The organism is Trichocoleus desertorum ATA4-8-CV12 (assembly GCA_019358975.1).
In the GTDB taxonomy this organism is placed as follows: Bacteria; Cyanobacteriota; Cyanobacteriia; order FACHB-46; family FACHB-46; genus Trichocoleus; species Trichocoleus desertorum_A.
The window spans coordinates 12,592-28,716 of record JAHHIL010000005.1 but is presented as its reverse complement, the minus strand read 5'-3'; the positions used below and the strand labels follow the sequence as shown (position 1 = coordinate 28,716).

Below are 16,125 nucleotides of genomic sequence, written 5' to 3'. Positions count from 1 at the left end.
CAGTTTGATCAAGCCCGACTTGCATTTTGAGATCGGGACTTTAACTATCAGGGTTCTAAGTTACAAGTGCATTGATCACCCAGTGTTTTGCCACGTAAGCTTGAATGTAAGATAAGTCCTTCTAAGATGCCTTCCTATACCGTAAAACTAAGGAATCTTTTGAAGGCTTATGAGAGTCACAATCGCTATGTTAACTTCGCAGCAATCACACTCTCGCAGCTCGCCCTGGTTGTAGTTTTTAAGCCTTGGGTTTACTTATGACGCTCTACCGCTCCACTCTACTCCTGCTTACCTGTGTCACTTTCCTCGGTGTCATCCCTGAGCCAGCAAGGAGTTACCCAGGAGTTCGTTCTAGGGTAAATACTTCTGAGGCTCACAGTGCTTATCCACTCAATAGCACGCTCCGCCTAGCCCAAGCCCCTCCTAGTGAACCTACACCAACTACATCCCAGTCCCTCCCTAGTAGCCCAGCGACCACCCTCCAACCTGGGGCTCAAGGGCCAGCAGTACAGCAATTGCAAAGCACATTGAAGCTGCTAGGCTACTACGAGGGTTCCGTCAATGGCAATTACGAGCAAAGCACTGAAATTGCTGTTTTAAATTTTCAAAAAGCGATCGGGCTGAGTGCGGATGGTGTCGCTGGTCCCAGCACACTTTCCCGCTTACAAGAGTTGCAAAAGGCTCAGAGCGCAGCCCCGAAACCTACGCCAGAATCGGCTCCAGATCCTGCACCTGCGAAGCCACAGGGGAGATGGATAGGCTGGTTGATCGGGGTCATTGCGATCGCTGCCACTGGAACTGGCATTTTGTATTTACTGAACCGAGCCAGCAGTTCATCGAAGCAGCCTCACACTCTACCCGACCCTGATTCTTCTCCTGCTGGTTTCTTAGGGCCAGAGGTAAATCGTTCGGAACCGCCAGTCCCGCCTCAGGCCGACACTCCCAAACCTGCGGTTGAGATCAGTAGTAATGGTCATAGTGCTCCGGGTGTAGCAGTCAATAGTAGTAATTCATCACAGGCCAGAAATCCCAAGGAATTGCCCGTCAGAGAAACCACACGGTTGCCCAAAATCAACATTGTTGAGGAGCTAATTCAGGATCTCCGGAGTCCTGATCCGGCGAAGCGGCGCAAAGCCATTTGGGAACTGGGTCAACGCGGTGATACCCATGCGGTGCAGCCACTCGTTGATTTGATGATGGATTCCGACTCCAAGCAGCGCAGCTTAATCCTCGCTTCCTTATCAGAGATTGGGGTGCGAACCCTGAAGCCAATGAACCGGGCTTTAGCAATTTCTTTGCAGGATGAAAATCCAGAAGTGCGGAAAAATGCCATCCGAGACATCACGCGAATTTACGATTTAGTGGGTCAAATTAGCCAACTTCTGCGTCATGCAACAGAGGACCCGGATGCAGAGGTGCAAGAAACGGCCCGTTGGGCACTCAATCAAGTAAATCGGATTAAGACGCTTGCGAATGTGGAAGGCGTCCCAGCCCTGAAAAATGCTGTGAGTCCACCAGAAATTTTACCTGAGAATATCTCTGAGTCATAAAGGTTCTTTGACAATCTGGCCCGACAATCTGACTAGGACGATCTGACCAGAATCAATTTGTTCTTTTCATCAGTACTCAATGGGTGCAACTACTTCACTGGATAGCCCGCTCAAGCTTTTGTTGGTTTCTACCTCCGTGGGGCCTTTAGGGTCTGGCTTAGGAGGTGGGGTTGAGCTAACGTTGTACAACATTGCTCAAGAACTGATAAGTCGGGGCCACTCATTACAGATTCTTGCGCCTACAGGTTCTTGCTTGGGGTCATTGCCCATCATCGAAATTGCAGGGGAGTTGCAGACGACTGCTCAAACTCAGTTGAGAACTGACCCCATCGTGATGCCAGGTGAGGCGGTGCTAGCCAATATGTGGAATTATGCTCTTCAAGTTGCCGCAGACTACGACTTGTTGGTGAACTTTGCCTACGATTGGTTGCCTTTTTACTTAACTCCGTTTTTCCCACGTCCGATCGCGCATCTGGTGAGTATGGGTTCGCTGACCAATGCGATGGACCAAATCATTGCACAAGTAGCGCGACAATTTCCCCACACTATCGGAGTCCATAGCCAAGCTCAAGCAGCCACGTTTCCCTTCGCCGCAGAGTGCCGTTGTTTAGGCAATGGGTTCGATTTGTCTCTGTATCAATTCTGTGCAGAACCTCAAGCTTGGCTAGGGTGGGTGGGGCGAATTGCTCCCGAAAAAGGTTTGGAAGATGCGATCGCGGCGGCTCAAGAGACAGGCATACCGCTGAAGATTTTGGGCGCAATGCAAGACTCTGCTTATTGGCAACAACTCTGCCAAAGCTACCCCAAGGCTCCCGTTGAATACTTGGGTTTTCTACCCACCACTGAGTTGCAGCAAGTATTACGGCAGTGTCGCGCTTTGTTAGTGACACCGCGCTGGATAGAGGCTTTTGGCAATGTGGCGATTGAAGCGTTAGCTTGTGGTGTTCCGGTGATTGCCTATCGGCGGGGGGGGCCAACAGAAATAGTCAAAGATGGCAGAACGGGTTGGCTGGTGGAACCCGATAGTGTTCCTGGTTTAGTGGCAGCGATCGCCAAGATTGACCAGATCGATCGGGCGGCCTGTCGCCAACAAGCTGAGGCAGAGTTTTCGCAAGCGGCAATGGGCGATCGCATGGAAGAATGGTTTGCAGATATTTTGAGGCCAGCATGAACTGCCAACTTCCGCCTTTCCTCAAGCCTGGCGATCGCTTGCGCGTAATTGCCCCTAGCGGCACCTTGCGAGAATTGCAGGCCTTTCAGCAAGGGGTAGAAATTTGGCGATCGCGTGGCTATGCGGTAGAACTTACCCCAGGATTTGATCATCGGTGGGGATATTTGGCAGGGGATGATCCTAGCCGTCGCCAGCAGCTAGAAATTGCGTTAAAAGATCCAGATTGCCAAGGCATTCTCTGTGCTAGAGGGGGGTATGGAGGGGCGCGCCTTCTAGAAAATTGGCACTGGCCGCCGACACCGCCGAAATGGTTGGTCGGTTTTTCTGACATCACCAGCTTGCTGTGGAGCCTGAGTCAGCAAGAAGTTTCTGGGGTTCATGGCCCTTTACTGACGACACTGGCCGCTGAGCCAGATTGGTCAATTGAGCGCCTATTTAGCTGGGTGGAAGGACGTAATTCTCTGGCTCCGCTACAAGGCCAAGGCTGGGGAGGCGGACAAGCCAGAGGCATTCTGCTGCCTGCTAATTTGACGGTTGCCACTCACTTGCTGCACACACCGCATCAACCACAGCTAGAAGGTGTCATCTTAGCCTTCGAGGATGTCTCGGAAGCACCCTACCGAATTGACCGCATGCTGACGCAGTGGCGCTTAAGCGGAGCATTCCAAGCAGTGCGGGCGATCGCATTGGGGCGATTTAGCCAGTGCCAACCGCCTGTCAATGTGCCCAGCTTTAGCGTCGAAGAGGTATTGCGCGATCGCCTCAGCGACCTCAACATTCCCATTGTTTCTGGCTTGCCCTTTGGTCACGATGGCCCTAATGCGGCATTGCCAGTGGGTAGACTCGTTACCTTAGATGGTGATCAAGGACTATTGCACTTTGAGTAAAGTTAGAGTTTGAAAAAAGGCTGAGGCTAGTTGGGTCATTTAGAAGCTGGGCATTAAGTGATTTACGACTCCAGCTTGCTGAGTGTCACTTTGTTGTTTCAGGGTGCTGCGGGCTTGGCTGAGCACTACTTTAGCTTCCATAAATTTGCCCTCCTGAATCAACACCTGGCTCCAGCCTAAGTAAGGAGCGGACAACTGTGGATCGGCTTCAATTGCTTGACCAAAGGCAACGATCGCTTCGGAGTTTTTGCCTTGCTTTGCGAGTAAGGCTCCTTTGGCCGTGTAGGCTTCAGCGTAGTTCGGCTTGATCTCAATGGCTTGATCAAAAGCTACCAAAGCTTCAGGCAGTTGACCTGCGGCTCGTAACGAAAAGCCTTGTTCTAATAAATCAACCGCTTGGATCTTGCTAGCAGGTGCCTTGTTGGCGACACCAAAACCGTAAGCAGATGCTGCGATCGCTGCGGTCAGACTAAGGGCGATCGGAAATTTAAACCACCATGAATTAGAAACTAGCATTACGTTTGTCCCCGTGTTTTTGCGCTTAACTGTGTCAAAAAAGCTACCTTTGAGTTCCCTAACCGTAATTCGACTCTATCAAAGCCGAAAGCACTGGAAGCGCCTTGAGAACAAACTTTTTAGAGTCTTTATGGACTGGGGAGTAAAAGCGTTAAAAGCATCAAGGAAGTGTAATTCAACCTAGAGATGGCCTCCGTACACTGAGCTAGGGGCACCGCTTAGGGGTGCTCCGCTTTAGCTGTAAATGTGCGGGCAACAAAAAACCTGCCTGATTTAAAGCCAGACAGGTCTTATCATTAACAAACTTTATTCGGCAGCTTCTATTTGTTCGGATAAACGTTGGAGAGAAATTCTAGCCGATTCTGAAACGTGGGGATGGCCGTCTTTCTCTAAAAACTTCAAAGCTGAGACACTTTTAGGACTCGGAAGATGGCCCAAAGCTTCAGCTAGGCGTTGGCGCACCAGCCAATCCTCCGACTGGGCAAAACGCAGAATCTTGTCTACTGCCTCTACGGCTTTAATCTCACCTAGAGCCGCGATCGCCGCTTGTTGTACAACAATTTCACTGCTATCTAGCGCCTGAACCAACACATCATAAGCTCGGTGGTCCTTCAAGTTACCCAAAGAGACCGCTGCACTAAAGCGCACCAACCAATCTGTATCTTCATAAAAAGCTCGAGACAACGGCTCCAACGCACGCGGATCGGCTAAGTAACCCAAAGCTCCCGCAGCATCAGCCCGAATGCCATAATCTGGGTCGTTCTCTAATAAGCGAATCAAAATGGGGTAGCACTCTTCGGTAGGCTTGACACCTAAGGCAAACACAGCCATTGAGCGGATTTGTAAGTTTTCATCGTCCAGCACTTTTTTAATCAGGGGTACTGCGTCAACTGCTGAAACCCCCCGCAAAGAAGCCAAGGCTAACATGCGATCGCGCGAGTTTTCGCTTTCTAGCTGACTGGCAATCTGTTCTAGATGAGAAGGAGTCATATACTTTAATCTTGCTATATTACAAATTTTCACACTTCTCAAGATAGTTATGGGAGTGTTGATTCCACTCCATCTAGTTGAATAAATCCGAAAACAACTTGGAAGCTTTTTCTAGCTGAACTTGCAGAGACTATAGAGAACTCAAAAGCTAAAGATGGTACTACTGGTTTTTCTATTTTTTTTTTACAAAGACTATAAACATTTATGTATAGAATCTTAAATATTTTTTCAGAAAACCAATAGACTCACCCCACAAAAACATTGCCTCGCTGTTTCCATCTGAACAAATACAGGCCAGCGAGGCCATTAAACTGATGAAAATTGCAAGATTGCTGTTAGGGCTTTTGGGCCGCGATCGCCAAACGCGCTCCGGGAATCCGCCGCAAGCGATCCATCACCTGTACGACTTGTCCATGTCTAACGTTTTCATCAGCATTTAGAATTACCAGCGACTCCTGACCGGAAGGAATCAAGCCACGTACCCCCGTTTCTAAAGTCTCCAGCTGAATAGCTTTGCGGTTGAGGGCAATTTGGCCTTGGGAGTCAATCGTGATTGTAATGCGAGTGGCATTTTGAGCTTGGGCCGTTGCTGCTTGGGGGAGACTGACGGGTAAGCCCTCAGAGCGGGTCAGGTAAAGCGTTGAGAGAATAAAAAATGTCAAAATCGCAAAGATGACGTCGATCATCGGCACGATGTTGATCTGGGGCGGTATATCTGGTTCAGTAGGTAGACGCATTAATTGCTTTCCGCAGCATCAGGGATTTCTGTTTCTGGGGCATGTCGGTGTTGGCCTGGTAGCGCTGCAATCATGGCATCTAACACTTTGGCCACCGGAATAATTTCTAGTTCAACGTCTGGAACGGTTTGTCCTTTAGGAATAATTGCGCGTTTGAATCCTAGCTTAGCGGCTTCCTTCAGGCGTAACTCAATTTGAGAGACAGGGCGAATTTGTCCCCCCAAACCTACTTCCCCAATCAAAACGGTCTTAGGGTCAACAACGCGATCGCGGAAACTAGCAGCGACCGCAACCGCCACACCCAAGTCAGCAGCAGGCTCACCCACATTAAGGCCACCCGATGAAGCCACATAGGCATCTAGTTTAGAGAGGGGAATGCCGACCCGCTTTTCTAAAACCGCCAAAATTTGTAGCAAGCGATTGTACTCAATCCCTGTCGTGGAGCGGCGAGGAGAGCTGTAGCTGGTAGGGCTAACTAACGCCTGGAGTTCCACCACAATCGGGCGGGTACCTTCGCAAGCCACAATCGTAGCCGTGCCAGGAGCAACCTCTTCCCGATTGCCCAGAAACAACTCAGATGGATTGGAGACTTCTGCCAATCCGCGATCGGCCATTTCAAACACACCCAGCTCATGGGTTGCACCAAAACGGTTCTTCACGGAGCGCAGTAAGCGATGGCTAGCAAAGCGATCGCCCTCAAAATACAAGACTGTATCGACTAAATGCTCCAATACCTTCGGCCCCGCGATCGCGCCCTCCTTGGTGACGTGCCCCACAATAAACAGCGTGATATGTTCGCGTTTGGCCACATGCATCAAAGCTGAGGTACATTCGCGCACTTGGGATACAGAACCTGGAGCGGAACCTAACGCAGAGTAGTAAAGCGCCTGAATACTATCAATCACTGCTACCGTTGGTTTTAACGATTCCAACTCTGCCATCACAGTTTCCAAATCTGTTTCTGGCAATAGATATAAGTTCGGCCCTGGAGCCCCTGCGGCTGTTTCTTCGGCTGAGAGTTGCGGCACCTGCACAGGAGGTTGCTTACCAATGCCTAAGCGTTGCGATCGCAGCTTCACTTGCTGCCCAGACTCCTCCGCACAAACATAGAGAATGCGATGCTGAGTTCCTAATTGATTGGCGACTTGTAGCAACAGCGTTGATTTACCAATGCCCGGATCTCCCCCAATCAAAACCAAAGATCCTGGAACAATCCCACCCCCTAGCACACGGTCGAGTTCTGCATAGCCAGAAGAGATTCGCGCTTGAGGATGATCAGAGATCTGTTCAAAGGTGAGGGATGAGCGAGCCTGTACAGAAGCACTCGACGAAGCGCGTTTTTTACCATTGAGGCGAGCAGTTGCTGTGAGACCAATTGGAGTTGCAGTCCCAGAATTAGATTTAACGATCTGCTCCTCTAAAGAGTTCCAAGCATGACAGGATGGACACTTACCAAAATACTGCGGAGATTCTGCACCACATTGGTTGCAGACATAGTGAGATCGAGTTTTGGGCATTACTTAGCTATTCTTAAATACTCTTAAAGGCAAATTAATTGTTAAGAAAAACCGAAAGGCAATAATGATGAGAGTTTCAGCGGTATTCAACCATCCAAATAGGGTACTATCTTAATGATAAAGTACTAAAAATTAACTATCAGAAATCCTACTTACAGGAGCGTTGGATAAGTTGGAAAATCACAAAGAAAAGATACTAGTCGTTGATGACGAAGCCAGTATCCGCCGAATTTTAGAAACACGCCTTTCGATGATTGGCTACGATGTCGTCACTGCTGCGGATGGCGAAGAAGCGCTAGATACATTTCGCAATGCTGCCCCCGACCTAGTTGTACTGGACGTGATGATGCCAAAGCTGGACGGCTACGGCGTGTGCCAGGAACTTCGCAAAGAGTCTGATGTGCCAATCATCATGCTAACAGCCTTGGGAGATGTGGCCGATCGCATTACGGGGCTAGAGCTAGGAGCGGATGACTATGTCGTCAAACCCTTCTCCCCCAAAGAGTTAGAAGCTCGGATTCGCTCTGTACTGCGTCGGGTAGAGAAGACAGGTACCTCTGGAATTCCTAGCTCTGGCGTTATTCACGTCAACGCCTTACGCATCGATACCAACAAGCGTCAAGTTTACAAAGGTGACGAGCGCATTAGGCTCACTGGCATGGAATTCAGTCTCCTAGAACTGCTTGTGAGTCGTTCTGGCGAACCTTTCTCTCGCTCTGAAATTTTGCAAGAAGTTTGGGGCTATACACCTGAGCGACATGTAGACACCAGAGTGGTAGACGTACATATTTCTCGGCTACGAGCCAAGTTAGAAGATGACCCCAGCAATCCTGAGCTGATCTTGACCGCGCGCGGAACTGGCTACCTGTTTCAGCGGATTGTCGAACCCGGTGCTGATGAATAAGGCTCAGTTCACAACCTACTACGCCAAATTACTTCCCTGCTTCATCTGTTTCACACATTCTTACTTGGAAGCCTAGTGGCTGATCAGATGCGCGTTAATCATTTTTCGGCTAGGCTCTCAATCAGGGCTTAGCCGCCTGTAAGGAATGTGATTTGCTCAATCTTGACTTAAGGACTTAAGGTATAACTTGAGTAACATAATTGGGCGAAGTCTTTGCACTTCTGCGTAATTTGTTGAAGTGACTGAGTAGACTGTTAAGGATTAGCTATGGCGTAGAAGCCATCTGATAAAATTTGTAAGGTTTCTATAAGTTTGATCAATGGGACCAACTCGGGCACGGATCGCAATCGATGCTATGGGCGGGGACCACGCCCCTGCTGAAATAGTCGCTGGAGCGCTGCGAGCGCAAGAAGAACTCGGTATTGAAGCTTTGCTAGTAGGCGACCCTGACCAAATTCAGGCTTACCTCAAGCAACATAATAGCTCTGCTCATTTGGAAGTCATTCCATCTGAGGGCACAATCGAGATGACTGAGGAGCCCCTAGGTGCCCTGAAGCGAAAGCCTAAGGCATCTATTAATGTGGCAATGGATTTGGTCAAGCAAAAGCGAGCGGATGCAGTCGTTTCAGCGGGCCATTCGGGTGCCGCAATGGCAGCGGCATTACTGCGTTTGGGGCGGTTGCGTGGCATTGACCGACCTGCAATCGGCGCTGTGTTGCCAACCTTGGTAGCTGGAAAGCCAGTGTTGATTTTAGATGTTGGTGCCAACGTTGACTGTCGCCCGAAGTTCCTAGAGCAGTTTGCGCTCATGGGTACTATCTACAGCCAATACGTTTTAGGGGTTGAGGCTCCTAAGGTTGGGCTGCTTAATATTGGTGAAGAGCCTTGCAAAGGCAATGACCAAGCGGTGCGCACCCATCAAATGCTGCAAGATAATCCTCAGATTCCGTTTGTTGGAAATGCGGAAGGACGCGATGTCTTGTCTGGTCACTTTGATGTGATTGTTTGCGACGGCTTTGTGGGTAATATTCTGCTGAAATTTGCTGAAGCAGTGGGTGAAGTGGCTTTGCAAATTTTGCGGGAAGAATTACCCCAGGGACTGAATGGCAAGTTGGGTGTAACGCTCTTAAAGCCAAACCTGAAGCGGATCAAGCAGCGGATGGACCACGCGGAGCATGGGGGCGGCTTGCTGCTAGGAGTGGATGGAGTTTGTGTCATCAGTCATGGTAGCTCTCAAGCGCCTTCTATCTTTAATGCGGTGCGTCTCGCTAAAGAAGCTGTAGATCATCAAGTTCTAGATCGAATTCAATCGTGTTATGGAAGAAAGACTGCTCCTGCAAGTGAGGGAGAATAGTCGTGCTGCCATCTGGAATTGCGATTACGGGGAGTGGTTCAGCTGCTCCCAAAACTGTGTTAGACAATGCAGGACTAAGCCAGGTTGTAGAAACCTCAGATGAGTGGATTGCGACTCGGACGGGAATTCGGGAACGCAAACTGGCCAATCCACAAACTTCTCTTGCTGCGATCGCGACTGAAGCGGCCCAAAATGCGATCGCGATGGCAGGCATTACAGCGGCTGACCTCGATCTGATCATTCTGGCAACCTCAACTCCCGACGACCTGTTTGGCACCGCCAGCAAAATTCAAGCTGAACTGGGCGCTACTAAAGCCGTGGCTTTTGATTTAACTGCGGCATGCTCTGGTTTTGTATTTGGATTGGTGACGGCGGCCCAATTTATTCGCACGGGTGTTTACAAAAATGTCTTGTTGATCGGGGCAGATATGTTGTCCCGCTGGGTCGATTGGTCCGATCGCCGAACCTGTGTGCTGTTTGGGGATGGTGCTGGGGCTGTAGTCATCCAGGCTAATGAGCGCGATCGCCTTTTAGGCTTTGAAATTTGCAGCGACGGCACTCAAAATAGTTCGCTCAACCTAAGCTGCCAACCTCAACCTCAAGAACTCATTCCTGGGGTCACAGTAGGTTTGGGAGCTTACCAACCTGTGACGATGAATGGGCAGGAAGTGTACCGCTTCGCAGTCAAGCGGGTTCCGGAAGTCATTGAAAAAGCGCTGTATCGAGCCGAACTCAGCGTCGAGCAAATTGATTGGTTGCTCTTGCATCAAGCCAATCAACGGATTCTTGATGCAGTGTCCCAACGCTTGAAGGTGCCTGCCGAGAAAGTGATCAGCAACTTGGCTCGGTACGGGAATACTTCTGCTGCTTCCATTCCTATCGCCCTAGATGAAGCTGTGCGGCAAGGCCAAGTTAAACCAGGAGACGTGATTGCAGCTTCTGGCTTTGGAGCTGGCCTGACCTGGGGAGCGGCAATTTTTCACTGGGACCGATAAGTGATAAAGTTTGAATCTTGATCCGCTGATATCAACTAGACATGACAAAGACGGCATGGGTGTTTCCTGGGCAGGGGTCTCAGGCGATCGGGATGGGGGTAGATCTGCTAGAGCTACCCGAAGCAAAAACTAAGTTTGAGCAAGCAGAACAGATTCTGGGTTGGTCTGTTCCAGCAGTTTGCCAAAGTGAGGAAGATAAACTCTCCCGCACCCTCTATACCCAGCCTTGTCTTTATGTCGTCGAAAGCATCTTGGTTGACTTGATGCAAGCCAGAGGCCAACAGGCTGATCTGGTAGCGGGTCATAGCCTAGGCGAGTATGTGGCGCTTTATGCTGCTAAAGCTTTTGATTTTGAGTCTGGGCTGCGCTTGGTGCAGCGTCGAGCTGAGCTGATGGATAGCGCTTCTGATGGGATGATGGCCGCTATCATTGGCTTCGATCGCGAACAGTTAGAGCAACAGATCGCTCAAACCAAGGATGTAGTTCTCGCCAACGACAACAATGCAGGCCAAGTCGTAATTTCTGGCACTCCCGCTGGAGTGGAAGCAGTACTTTCGCAGATCAAAGCGAAACGGATTGTGCGCCTGAATGTATCGGGGGCATTCCACTCACCTTTGATGTCAGGGGCGGCGTCGGAGTTTCAGCAAGTTCTAGAAACTGTGAGTTTTGCGGACGCTCAAATTCCAGTGTTGTCGAACGTAGAACCGACTCCAGCGATCGCGGCAACCGAGCTAAAGAAGCGTTTAGTAAGGCAAATGACTGGATCAGTACGCTGGCGCGAAATTTCTCTGCGTCTACCGGAAGAAGGCATTCAACGAGTGGTAGAAATTGGCCCTGGTAAAGTATTAACTGGTTTAATCAAGCGCACCGCTCCTACTCTAGCCTTAGAGAATGTCAGCACTATTGCTGATCTCCCCAACTAAGTGAGCAGCAATAAATTAACCCTTATGGGCAGAAGCCGCGAACCTCGCATTAGCCTCTTCCTCTACCACCTATTTAAGTGGTCAGTCGTCAGTCCCATGCTCCACAGCTATTTCCGGGGACGAATTTATGGGGCAGAAAACGTGCCACAGCAAGGGCCGCTTGTAGTAGTAAGCAATCATGCCAGTGACTTTGACCCACCCATTGTGTCTTGCTGTCTGCGCCGACCCGTGGCTTACATGGCAAAAGAAGAACTATTCCGGGTGCCAGTGCTGAAGCATGCAATTCGGCTCTACGGTGCTTACCCAGTGAAGCGAGGATCTGCCGATCGCAGTGCTATTCGGGAGGCGATCGCTTCTCTCGACCAGGGCTGGGCCGCAGGTATTTTTCTGCAAGGCACGCGAACGGTGGATGGTCGCATTCCCAGCCCTAAATTAGGGGCCGCTTTGATTGCTGCCAAAACCCAAGCCCCATTGCTACCCGTAAGCTTATGGGGTACCCAAGCCATTATCCGTAAAGGCTCCTCCATCCCTCGACTTGTGCCCTTAACGATTCGGATTGGACAGCCCATTCTGCCGCCTCAATCCACAGAACGAAAAGCACTAGAAGTAGTCACGCAACAGTGTGTTGAGGCCATTCATGCAATGCATGATTTGGGCCGATAAATAATCGCTGGTTAACTTAGGGTGAATTACCACTAAAGAGAGTTTGCTATTAACCAGAGACACCACGAGAATAGGCATGGTTCTAAGCTCTATCGCTCACTAGCACCAATCGCAAACTTGTGGCTTGTTGCCTACTCCAAATATGAATGAACGGCCTGCCAGAGATTTCTGGGACCGACTGAACAACTCTGCACTCGTTCGCTTTTTATTGTTGTTTGCATCTGGCTGGGCTTTAGTTCAGTTATTAGCGTATTTTGAGACTGTTATTGTCACATTTACATTAGCAGCCATTTTGGCGTTGCTACTCAACTATCCAGTGCGCTGGTTACAACATTTTGTGCCTCGCAGTTTAGCAATTGGCTTAGTATTTATATTTAGTTTGGTACTGTTTGGTGGACTGGCAGTTACAGTTGGCTTTACTCTAGCCTCTCAGGCCCAGGAGTTAGTTAACAGAATTTCGGAAGTTCTCAATTCTTTAGTTCCATTGACTGAGCGCTTCGAGCAATTTCTGCGCGATCGCAATATTCCGATTCAGTTAGATGAAGTTCAAAGACAATTTCAAAACCAATTTTTGTCAGAAGTTGGAACTAGCATCGGTTTCGGTTTGGCAGCATTAAGAATCTTTTTCTCTAACTTTATTAATTTTATTTTGATTACAGTTGTGGCATTTTTTATGCTACTAGATGGGAGGCGATTGTGGCAGCTTCTCATCAAGTTAGTTCCCACCCATCTGCGTTCTCGCTTCACGCTAGTTGTGCAGCGCAAGTTCTTGGGATTCTTTCGAGGGCAATTTTTGCTAACGGCATTTTTGACCACAACCAGCTTTTTAGTTTTTCTGGTTTTACGAGTTCCGTTTGCTCTCTTACTAGCAATTATTGTTGGAATTCTTGATATGATTCCGGGCATTGGTGCCACGCTTGGAGTTGGGGTAGTTTCGTTAATTGTCTTATCTCAGAGTATTTGGTTAGCCTTGCAAGTTTTAGTTGCCTCGATTATTTTGCAACAAGTTCAGGACAATTTAATTGCCCCTAGAGTGATGCAAAATTCACTCAATATCAATCCTGTCATTGTCTTTTTCTCGTTGCTAGTAGGCGCTAGAGTCGCAGGTCTTTTAGGCATTTTTTTGGCGATTCCAATTGCGGCTGTTCTAGTAACTTTGTTTGAAATTGATGAGATGAAAGCGGAACCTATTGAGAAGCTCCTAGGCCTACAAGAAGACACGCTGCGAGAAGACACGCTAAAATGAGCCGAGTTTAAGCGGTAGTTTAAAGATGTCAGGTCTGGAAAGTGTCAGAGCAGATTTAGCAGAGATGTTGGATGAGGCCGAGTGGAATTGGTTAATGCCTCATGCTCAACGCGATGTCTTGCTGGTTGTAGCTCCAGAATTAAGTCTGTTGGATGTAGGCGTGGCGATCGCGAGTGATAACGTGATGGAAGTGCAAAATTGGATTCAGCAAAACTTGCTAGCCAAGCCAACAGCAACTCAGTTGTCTGATTGGAACAGCAACCAAGAGAAACGCTTTAGCGCTCTGATTGTGCGGCCTTATGTCTTGGTGCAAGAGCCAGCCGCAGCCTAACGCTCCTTCAGGTCAGGAAAACCTTGAATAACTTGTTCTGAGCCAGGATATGTGTTGAGGAGATGGCTCAGACGCGAACCAGTTCGACCTGTCGCGACCCAAAGTACAGCTCTAGCCCCATCTCGTACAGCCTTCTCAAGCGATTCTGGCGATTGCCCAGAGGGTACAGATATAGGCTTGAAGTCAATTCCTCGGCTGCCTAGAACGATCTCACCAATCACTCTGGCCCGGCGCATATGGTAGTCCGAGGTAATTAGGTAGACACTTTCAATGCCTTCTGCTTTGAATTTATCGACTAAAGTTGTGAAATTAGTAACGGTATCAACAGCCTCTCGATCGATAATTACGCGATCGCGGTCAATTCCTGCCTCAGCGAACGCCCACTCTGTATATTCTGGATTGCTACCACTTGAAATCCAGACCGATACTTGAGGATGCTCTCGTGCAAATTCAGCCGCAAACACTTCTCGCTCCGGCGCTCCACCCAGCACTAACACCGCCTGGGGTTGCTGGAAGTAACTTCTGATTTCTCGATACCCTACCCATAAGACAAGGGGCAGCACCAGCATCAACCACGGAAACGACTTGCGGCGAGACTGAGACTTTTTTGAGCGTTTAGATTGCTGTGCTCTAGGATAGATAGCTTCCCTCGACCGCATACTTAAAATCGTAGATAAGTGTAATCTGGAGTGCCCATGCTGTTCCTAGCACGACAGTGAGTAATTCCCCAGTAAAAGAGTACCCTCAAATTTAAGCAAACTTGTGGAGAATGACTCTTTTAGGATGAAATTCTGCGCTCCGTGCCACGGCTGACGTATGCTCCTTAGCATGGTTCACCTAATCTAGGGAATGGTCAGGAAAGGTGGCTGAATTTCATGGGCGATCGCTAACTGAGAACAGTACCCTCAAGATTCAGTAGCAAGAATTAGCAGCATTGGAGGTTCTATGGCCAGTTACTCCTTCCCAGATGATTTCACTTGGGGCGTAGCGACTGCCTCTTACCAAATTGAGGGGGCAGCTACAGAAGATGGCCGCCAGCCCAGTGTTTGGGATACCTTCAGTGCGACTTCGGGGCGGGTTCTAAACGGAGATACGGGCGAAATTGCTTGCGATCATTACCATCGCTACAAAGACGATATTGCCTTAATGGCTCAATTAGGAATCAAACATTACCGCTTCAGCCTGGCTTGGCCCCGGATTGTACCCAGTGGGACAGGTTCAGTCAATGAAGCAGGGATTGATTTTTACAAGCGTTTAGTAGATTGCCTCCTAGAGCATGGCATCACGCCCCATGCCACCCTGTTTCATTGGGATAGCCCCCAAGCTTTAGAAGACCGCTACGGATCTTGGCGGAGCCGGGAAATGGCCCAAGCCTATGCTGACTATGTTAGCGCGGTGGTCAGTCGCTTGGGCGATCGCATTACCCACTGGATGACGATTAACGAAATTTCTTGTTTTACCCACATGGGGTATGCAGTGAATCAAATTCCAGTCCATGCGCCAGGGACTTCGGTAAGGAGGCTGAAAGAAGTTTGGCAAACGTCGCACCATGCCATCTTAGCTCACGGACTCGGTTGCCAAGCAATTCGAGCGGCTTCTCCGGTTCCTTGTTCGGTAGCTTTGGTAGATAACTTCACCACCACAGTGCCATTGATCGAATCACCGGAGCATATCGCGGCAGCTCAGAAAGCGTTTGGTTCTCTCCTCTCCAACGGTGGAATTATTTTTCCAGTTTTAACGGGAGCTTATAGCCCAGCCTTACTAGAGCAACTCGGTGCCGATGCTCCAGATATTCAGGCAGGCGATCTGGAAATTATTCATCAACCTTTAGATGCGATCGGCCTCAACATTTACTTCGGCAGCTACGTCCAAGCAGCTGACAATGACCAAGGGTATGAAGTGTTGGACTTCCCCCAGGGTTATCCCCGGATGCACATGCCTTGGCTGCATATCGTCCCTGAAAGCATCTATTGGAGCATTCGCCATATCAGCGAAACGCTCGGCAGACCTGACTTGCCCGTTTTCATCACCGAGAACGGTTGTGCAGCTCAAGATGAAGTGCGACCTGATGGCACTGTCATGGATAGCGATCGCATTATGTATTTGCGTCAGCACCTCAAGTCGGCACAGAGAGCCATTAGTGAAGGCTACCCACTCAAAGGTTATTTTCTTTGGACCTTTATGGATAACTTTGAGTGGGCTTGGGGCTACGATCGCCGCTTTGGAATTGTTTATACAGACTATCCGACGCAAACCCGAATTCCTAAGGCTAGCTACCATTGGTATAGCGAGTGCATTCGCCAAAATCGCGTTGTGTAGTTCCCAACTAGGAAGCGAGACT

16 protein-coding genes are annotated in these 16,125 nt (G+C 49.3%); 11 read left to right on the top strand and 5 right to left on the bottom strand.

Features of this window, described 5'->3' with window-relative positions; all coding sequences use genetic code 11:
• The first annotated feature begins 257 nt into the window (after positions 1 to 257).
• The 3 genes from KME12_06915 (at position 258) to KME12_06905 (ending at position 3,608) form a co-directional block, all read left to right on the top strand.
• Positions 258 to 1,550: a HEAT repeat domain-containing protein gene (locus KME12_06915; GenBank protein ID MBW4487504.1), complete on the top strand. Its 1,293-nt coding sequence runs from the start codon at positions 258 to 260 to the stop codon at positions 1,548 to 1,550.
• Positions 1,551 to 1,629: 79 nt separating this feature from the next.
• Entirely contained in the window at positions 1,630 to 2,721 is a 1,092-nt protein-coding gene (locus tag KME12_06910) for a glycosyltransferase family 4 protein (protein MBW4487503.1), read from the top strand.
• Positions 2,718 to 3,608, top strand: coding sequence for an LD-carboxypeptidase (locus KME12_06905; protein ID MBW4487502.1), 891 nt, complete (start codon positions 2,718 to 2,720; stop codon positions 3,606 to 3,608). Before KME12_06910 ends, KME12_06905 begins: the two co-directional genes overlap by 4 nt.
• A gap of 39 nt (positions 3,609 to 3,647) precedes the next feature.
• Here the strand turns inward: KME12_06905 and KME12_06900 are convergent, their stop codons facing one another.
• The 4 genes from KME12_06900 to radA form a co-directional block, all read right to left on the bottom strand.
• Positions 3,648 to 4,124 carry a tetratricopeptide repeat protein gene (locus KME12_06900; protein ID MBW4487501.1) on the bottom strand — a complete coding sequence of 159 codons (477 nt, stop codon included), beginning with the start codon at positions 4,122 to 4,124 and terminating at the stop codon, positions 3,648 to 3,650.
• Positions 4,125 to 4,430: 306 nt separating this feature from the next.
• Entirely contained in the window at positions 4,431 to 5,114 is a 684-nt protein-coding gene (locus tag KME12_06895; GenBank protein ID MBW4487500.1) for a HEAT repeat domain-containing protein, read from the bottom strand.
• A 335-nt stretch (positions 5,115 to 5,449) separates the two neighbouring features.
• Entirely contained in the window at positions 5,450 to 5,851 is a 402-nt protein-coding gene (locus tag KME12_06890; GenBank protein ID MBW4487499.1) for a biopolymer transporter ExbD, read from the bottom strand.
• The gene (gene radA, locus KME12_06885; GenBank protein ID MBW4487498.1) at positions 5,851 to 7,368 is read right to left on the bottom strand and encodes a DNA repair protein RadA; all 1,518 of its coding nucleotides are present in this window, start codon (positions 7,366 to 7,368) and stop codon (positions 5,851 to 5,853) included. The genes KME12_06890 and radA overlap by 1 nt, the downstream gene beginning before the upstream one ends.
• A 172-nt stretch (positions 7,369 to 7,540) precedes the next feature.
• Here radA and KME12_06880 point away from each other — a divergent pair, with 172 nt between their 5' ends.
• From KME12_06880 to KME12_06850, 7 genes are all read left to right on the top strand, one after another.
• Complete coding sequence (locus tag KME12_06880; protein ID MBW4487497.1) at positions 7,541 to 8,272, top strand: response regulator transcription factor; 732 nt, start codon at positions 7,541 to 7,543, stop codon at positions 8,270 to 8,272.
• A gap of 319 nt (positions 8,273 to 8,591) precedes the next feature.
• The gene (gene plsX / locus KME12_06875) at positions 8,592 to 9,626 is read left to right on the top strand and encodes a phosphate acyltransferase PlsX (GenBank protein MBW4487496.1); all 1,035 of its coding nucleotides are present in this window, start codon (positions 8,592 to 8,594) and stop codon (positions 9,624 to 9,626) included.
• The gene (locus KME12_06870) at positions 9,623 to 10,621 is read left to right on the top strand and encodes a ketoacyl-ACP synthase III (GenBank protein MBW4487495.1); all 999 of its coding nucleotides are present in this window, start codon (positions 9,623 to 9,625) and stop codon (positions 10,619 to 10,621) included. Before plsX ends, KME12_06870 begins: the two co-directional genes overlap by 4 nt.
• A gap of 41 nt (positions 10,622 to 10,662) precedes the next feature.
• Positions 10,663 to 11,544: an ACP S-malonyltransferase gene (gene fabD / locus KME12_06865; GenBank protein MBW4487494.1), complete on the top strand. Its 882-nt coding sequence runs from the start codon at positions 10,663 to 10,665 to the stop codon at positions 11,542 to 11,544.
• Between the two features lie 24 nt (positions 11,545 to 11,568).
• Positions 11,569 to 12,207 (top strand): 1-acyl-sn-glycerol-3-phosphate acyltransferase, encoded by a 639-nt coding sequence (locus tag KME12_06860; protein ID MBW4487493.1) that lies wholly within the window; start codon positions 11,569 to 11,571, stop codon positions 12,205 to 12,207.
• Positions 12,208 to 12,349: 142 nt separating this feature from the next.
• Positions 12,350 to 13,453, top strand: coding sequence for an AI-2E family transporter (locus tag KME12_06855; protein ID MBW4487492.1), 1,104 nt, complete (start codon positions 12,350 to 12,352; stop codon positions 13,451 to 13,453).
• Between the two features lie 34 nt (positions 13,454 to 13,487).
• The gene (locus KME12_06850) at positions 13,488 to 13,784 is read left to right on the top strand and encodes a DUF2288 domain-containing protein (protein MBW4487491.1); all 297 of its coding nucleotides are present in this window, start codon (positions 13,488 to 13,490) and stop codon (positions 13,782 to 13,784) included.
• Here KME12_06850 and KME12_06845 read toward each other — a convergent pair.
• The gene (locus KME12_06845; GenBank protein MBW4487490.1) at positions 13,781 to 14,443 is read right to left on the bottom strand and encodes a YdcF family protein; all 663 of its coding nucleotides are present in this window, start codon (positions 14,441 to 14,443) and stop codon (positions 13,781 to 13,783) included. The two genes, KME12_06850 and KME12_06845, sit on opposite strands and share 4 nt — an antisense overlap.
• A gap of 286 nt (positions 14,444 to 14,729) precedes the next feature.
• On the opposite strand from KME12_06845, the gene KME12_06840 reads away from it, so the two are divergent.
• The gene (locus tag KME12_06840; protein MBW4487489.1) at positions 14,730 to 16,103 is read left to right on the top strand and encodes a beta-glucosidase; all 1,374 of its coding nucleotides are present in this window, start codon (positions 14,730 to 14,732) and stop codon (positions 16,101 to 16,103) included.
• The last annotated feature ends 22 nt before the right edge of the window (positions 16,104 to 16,125 follow it).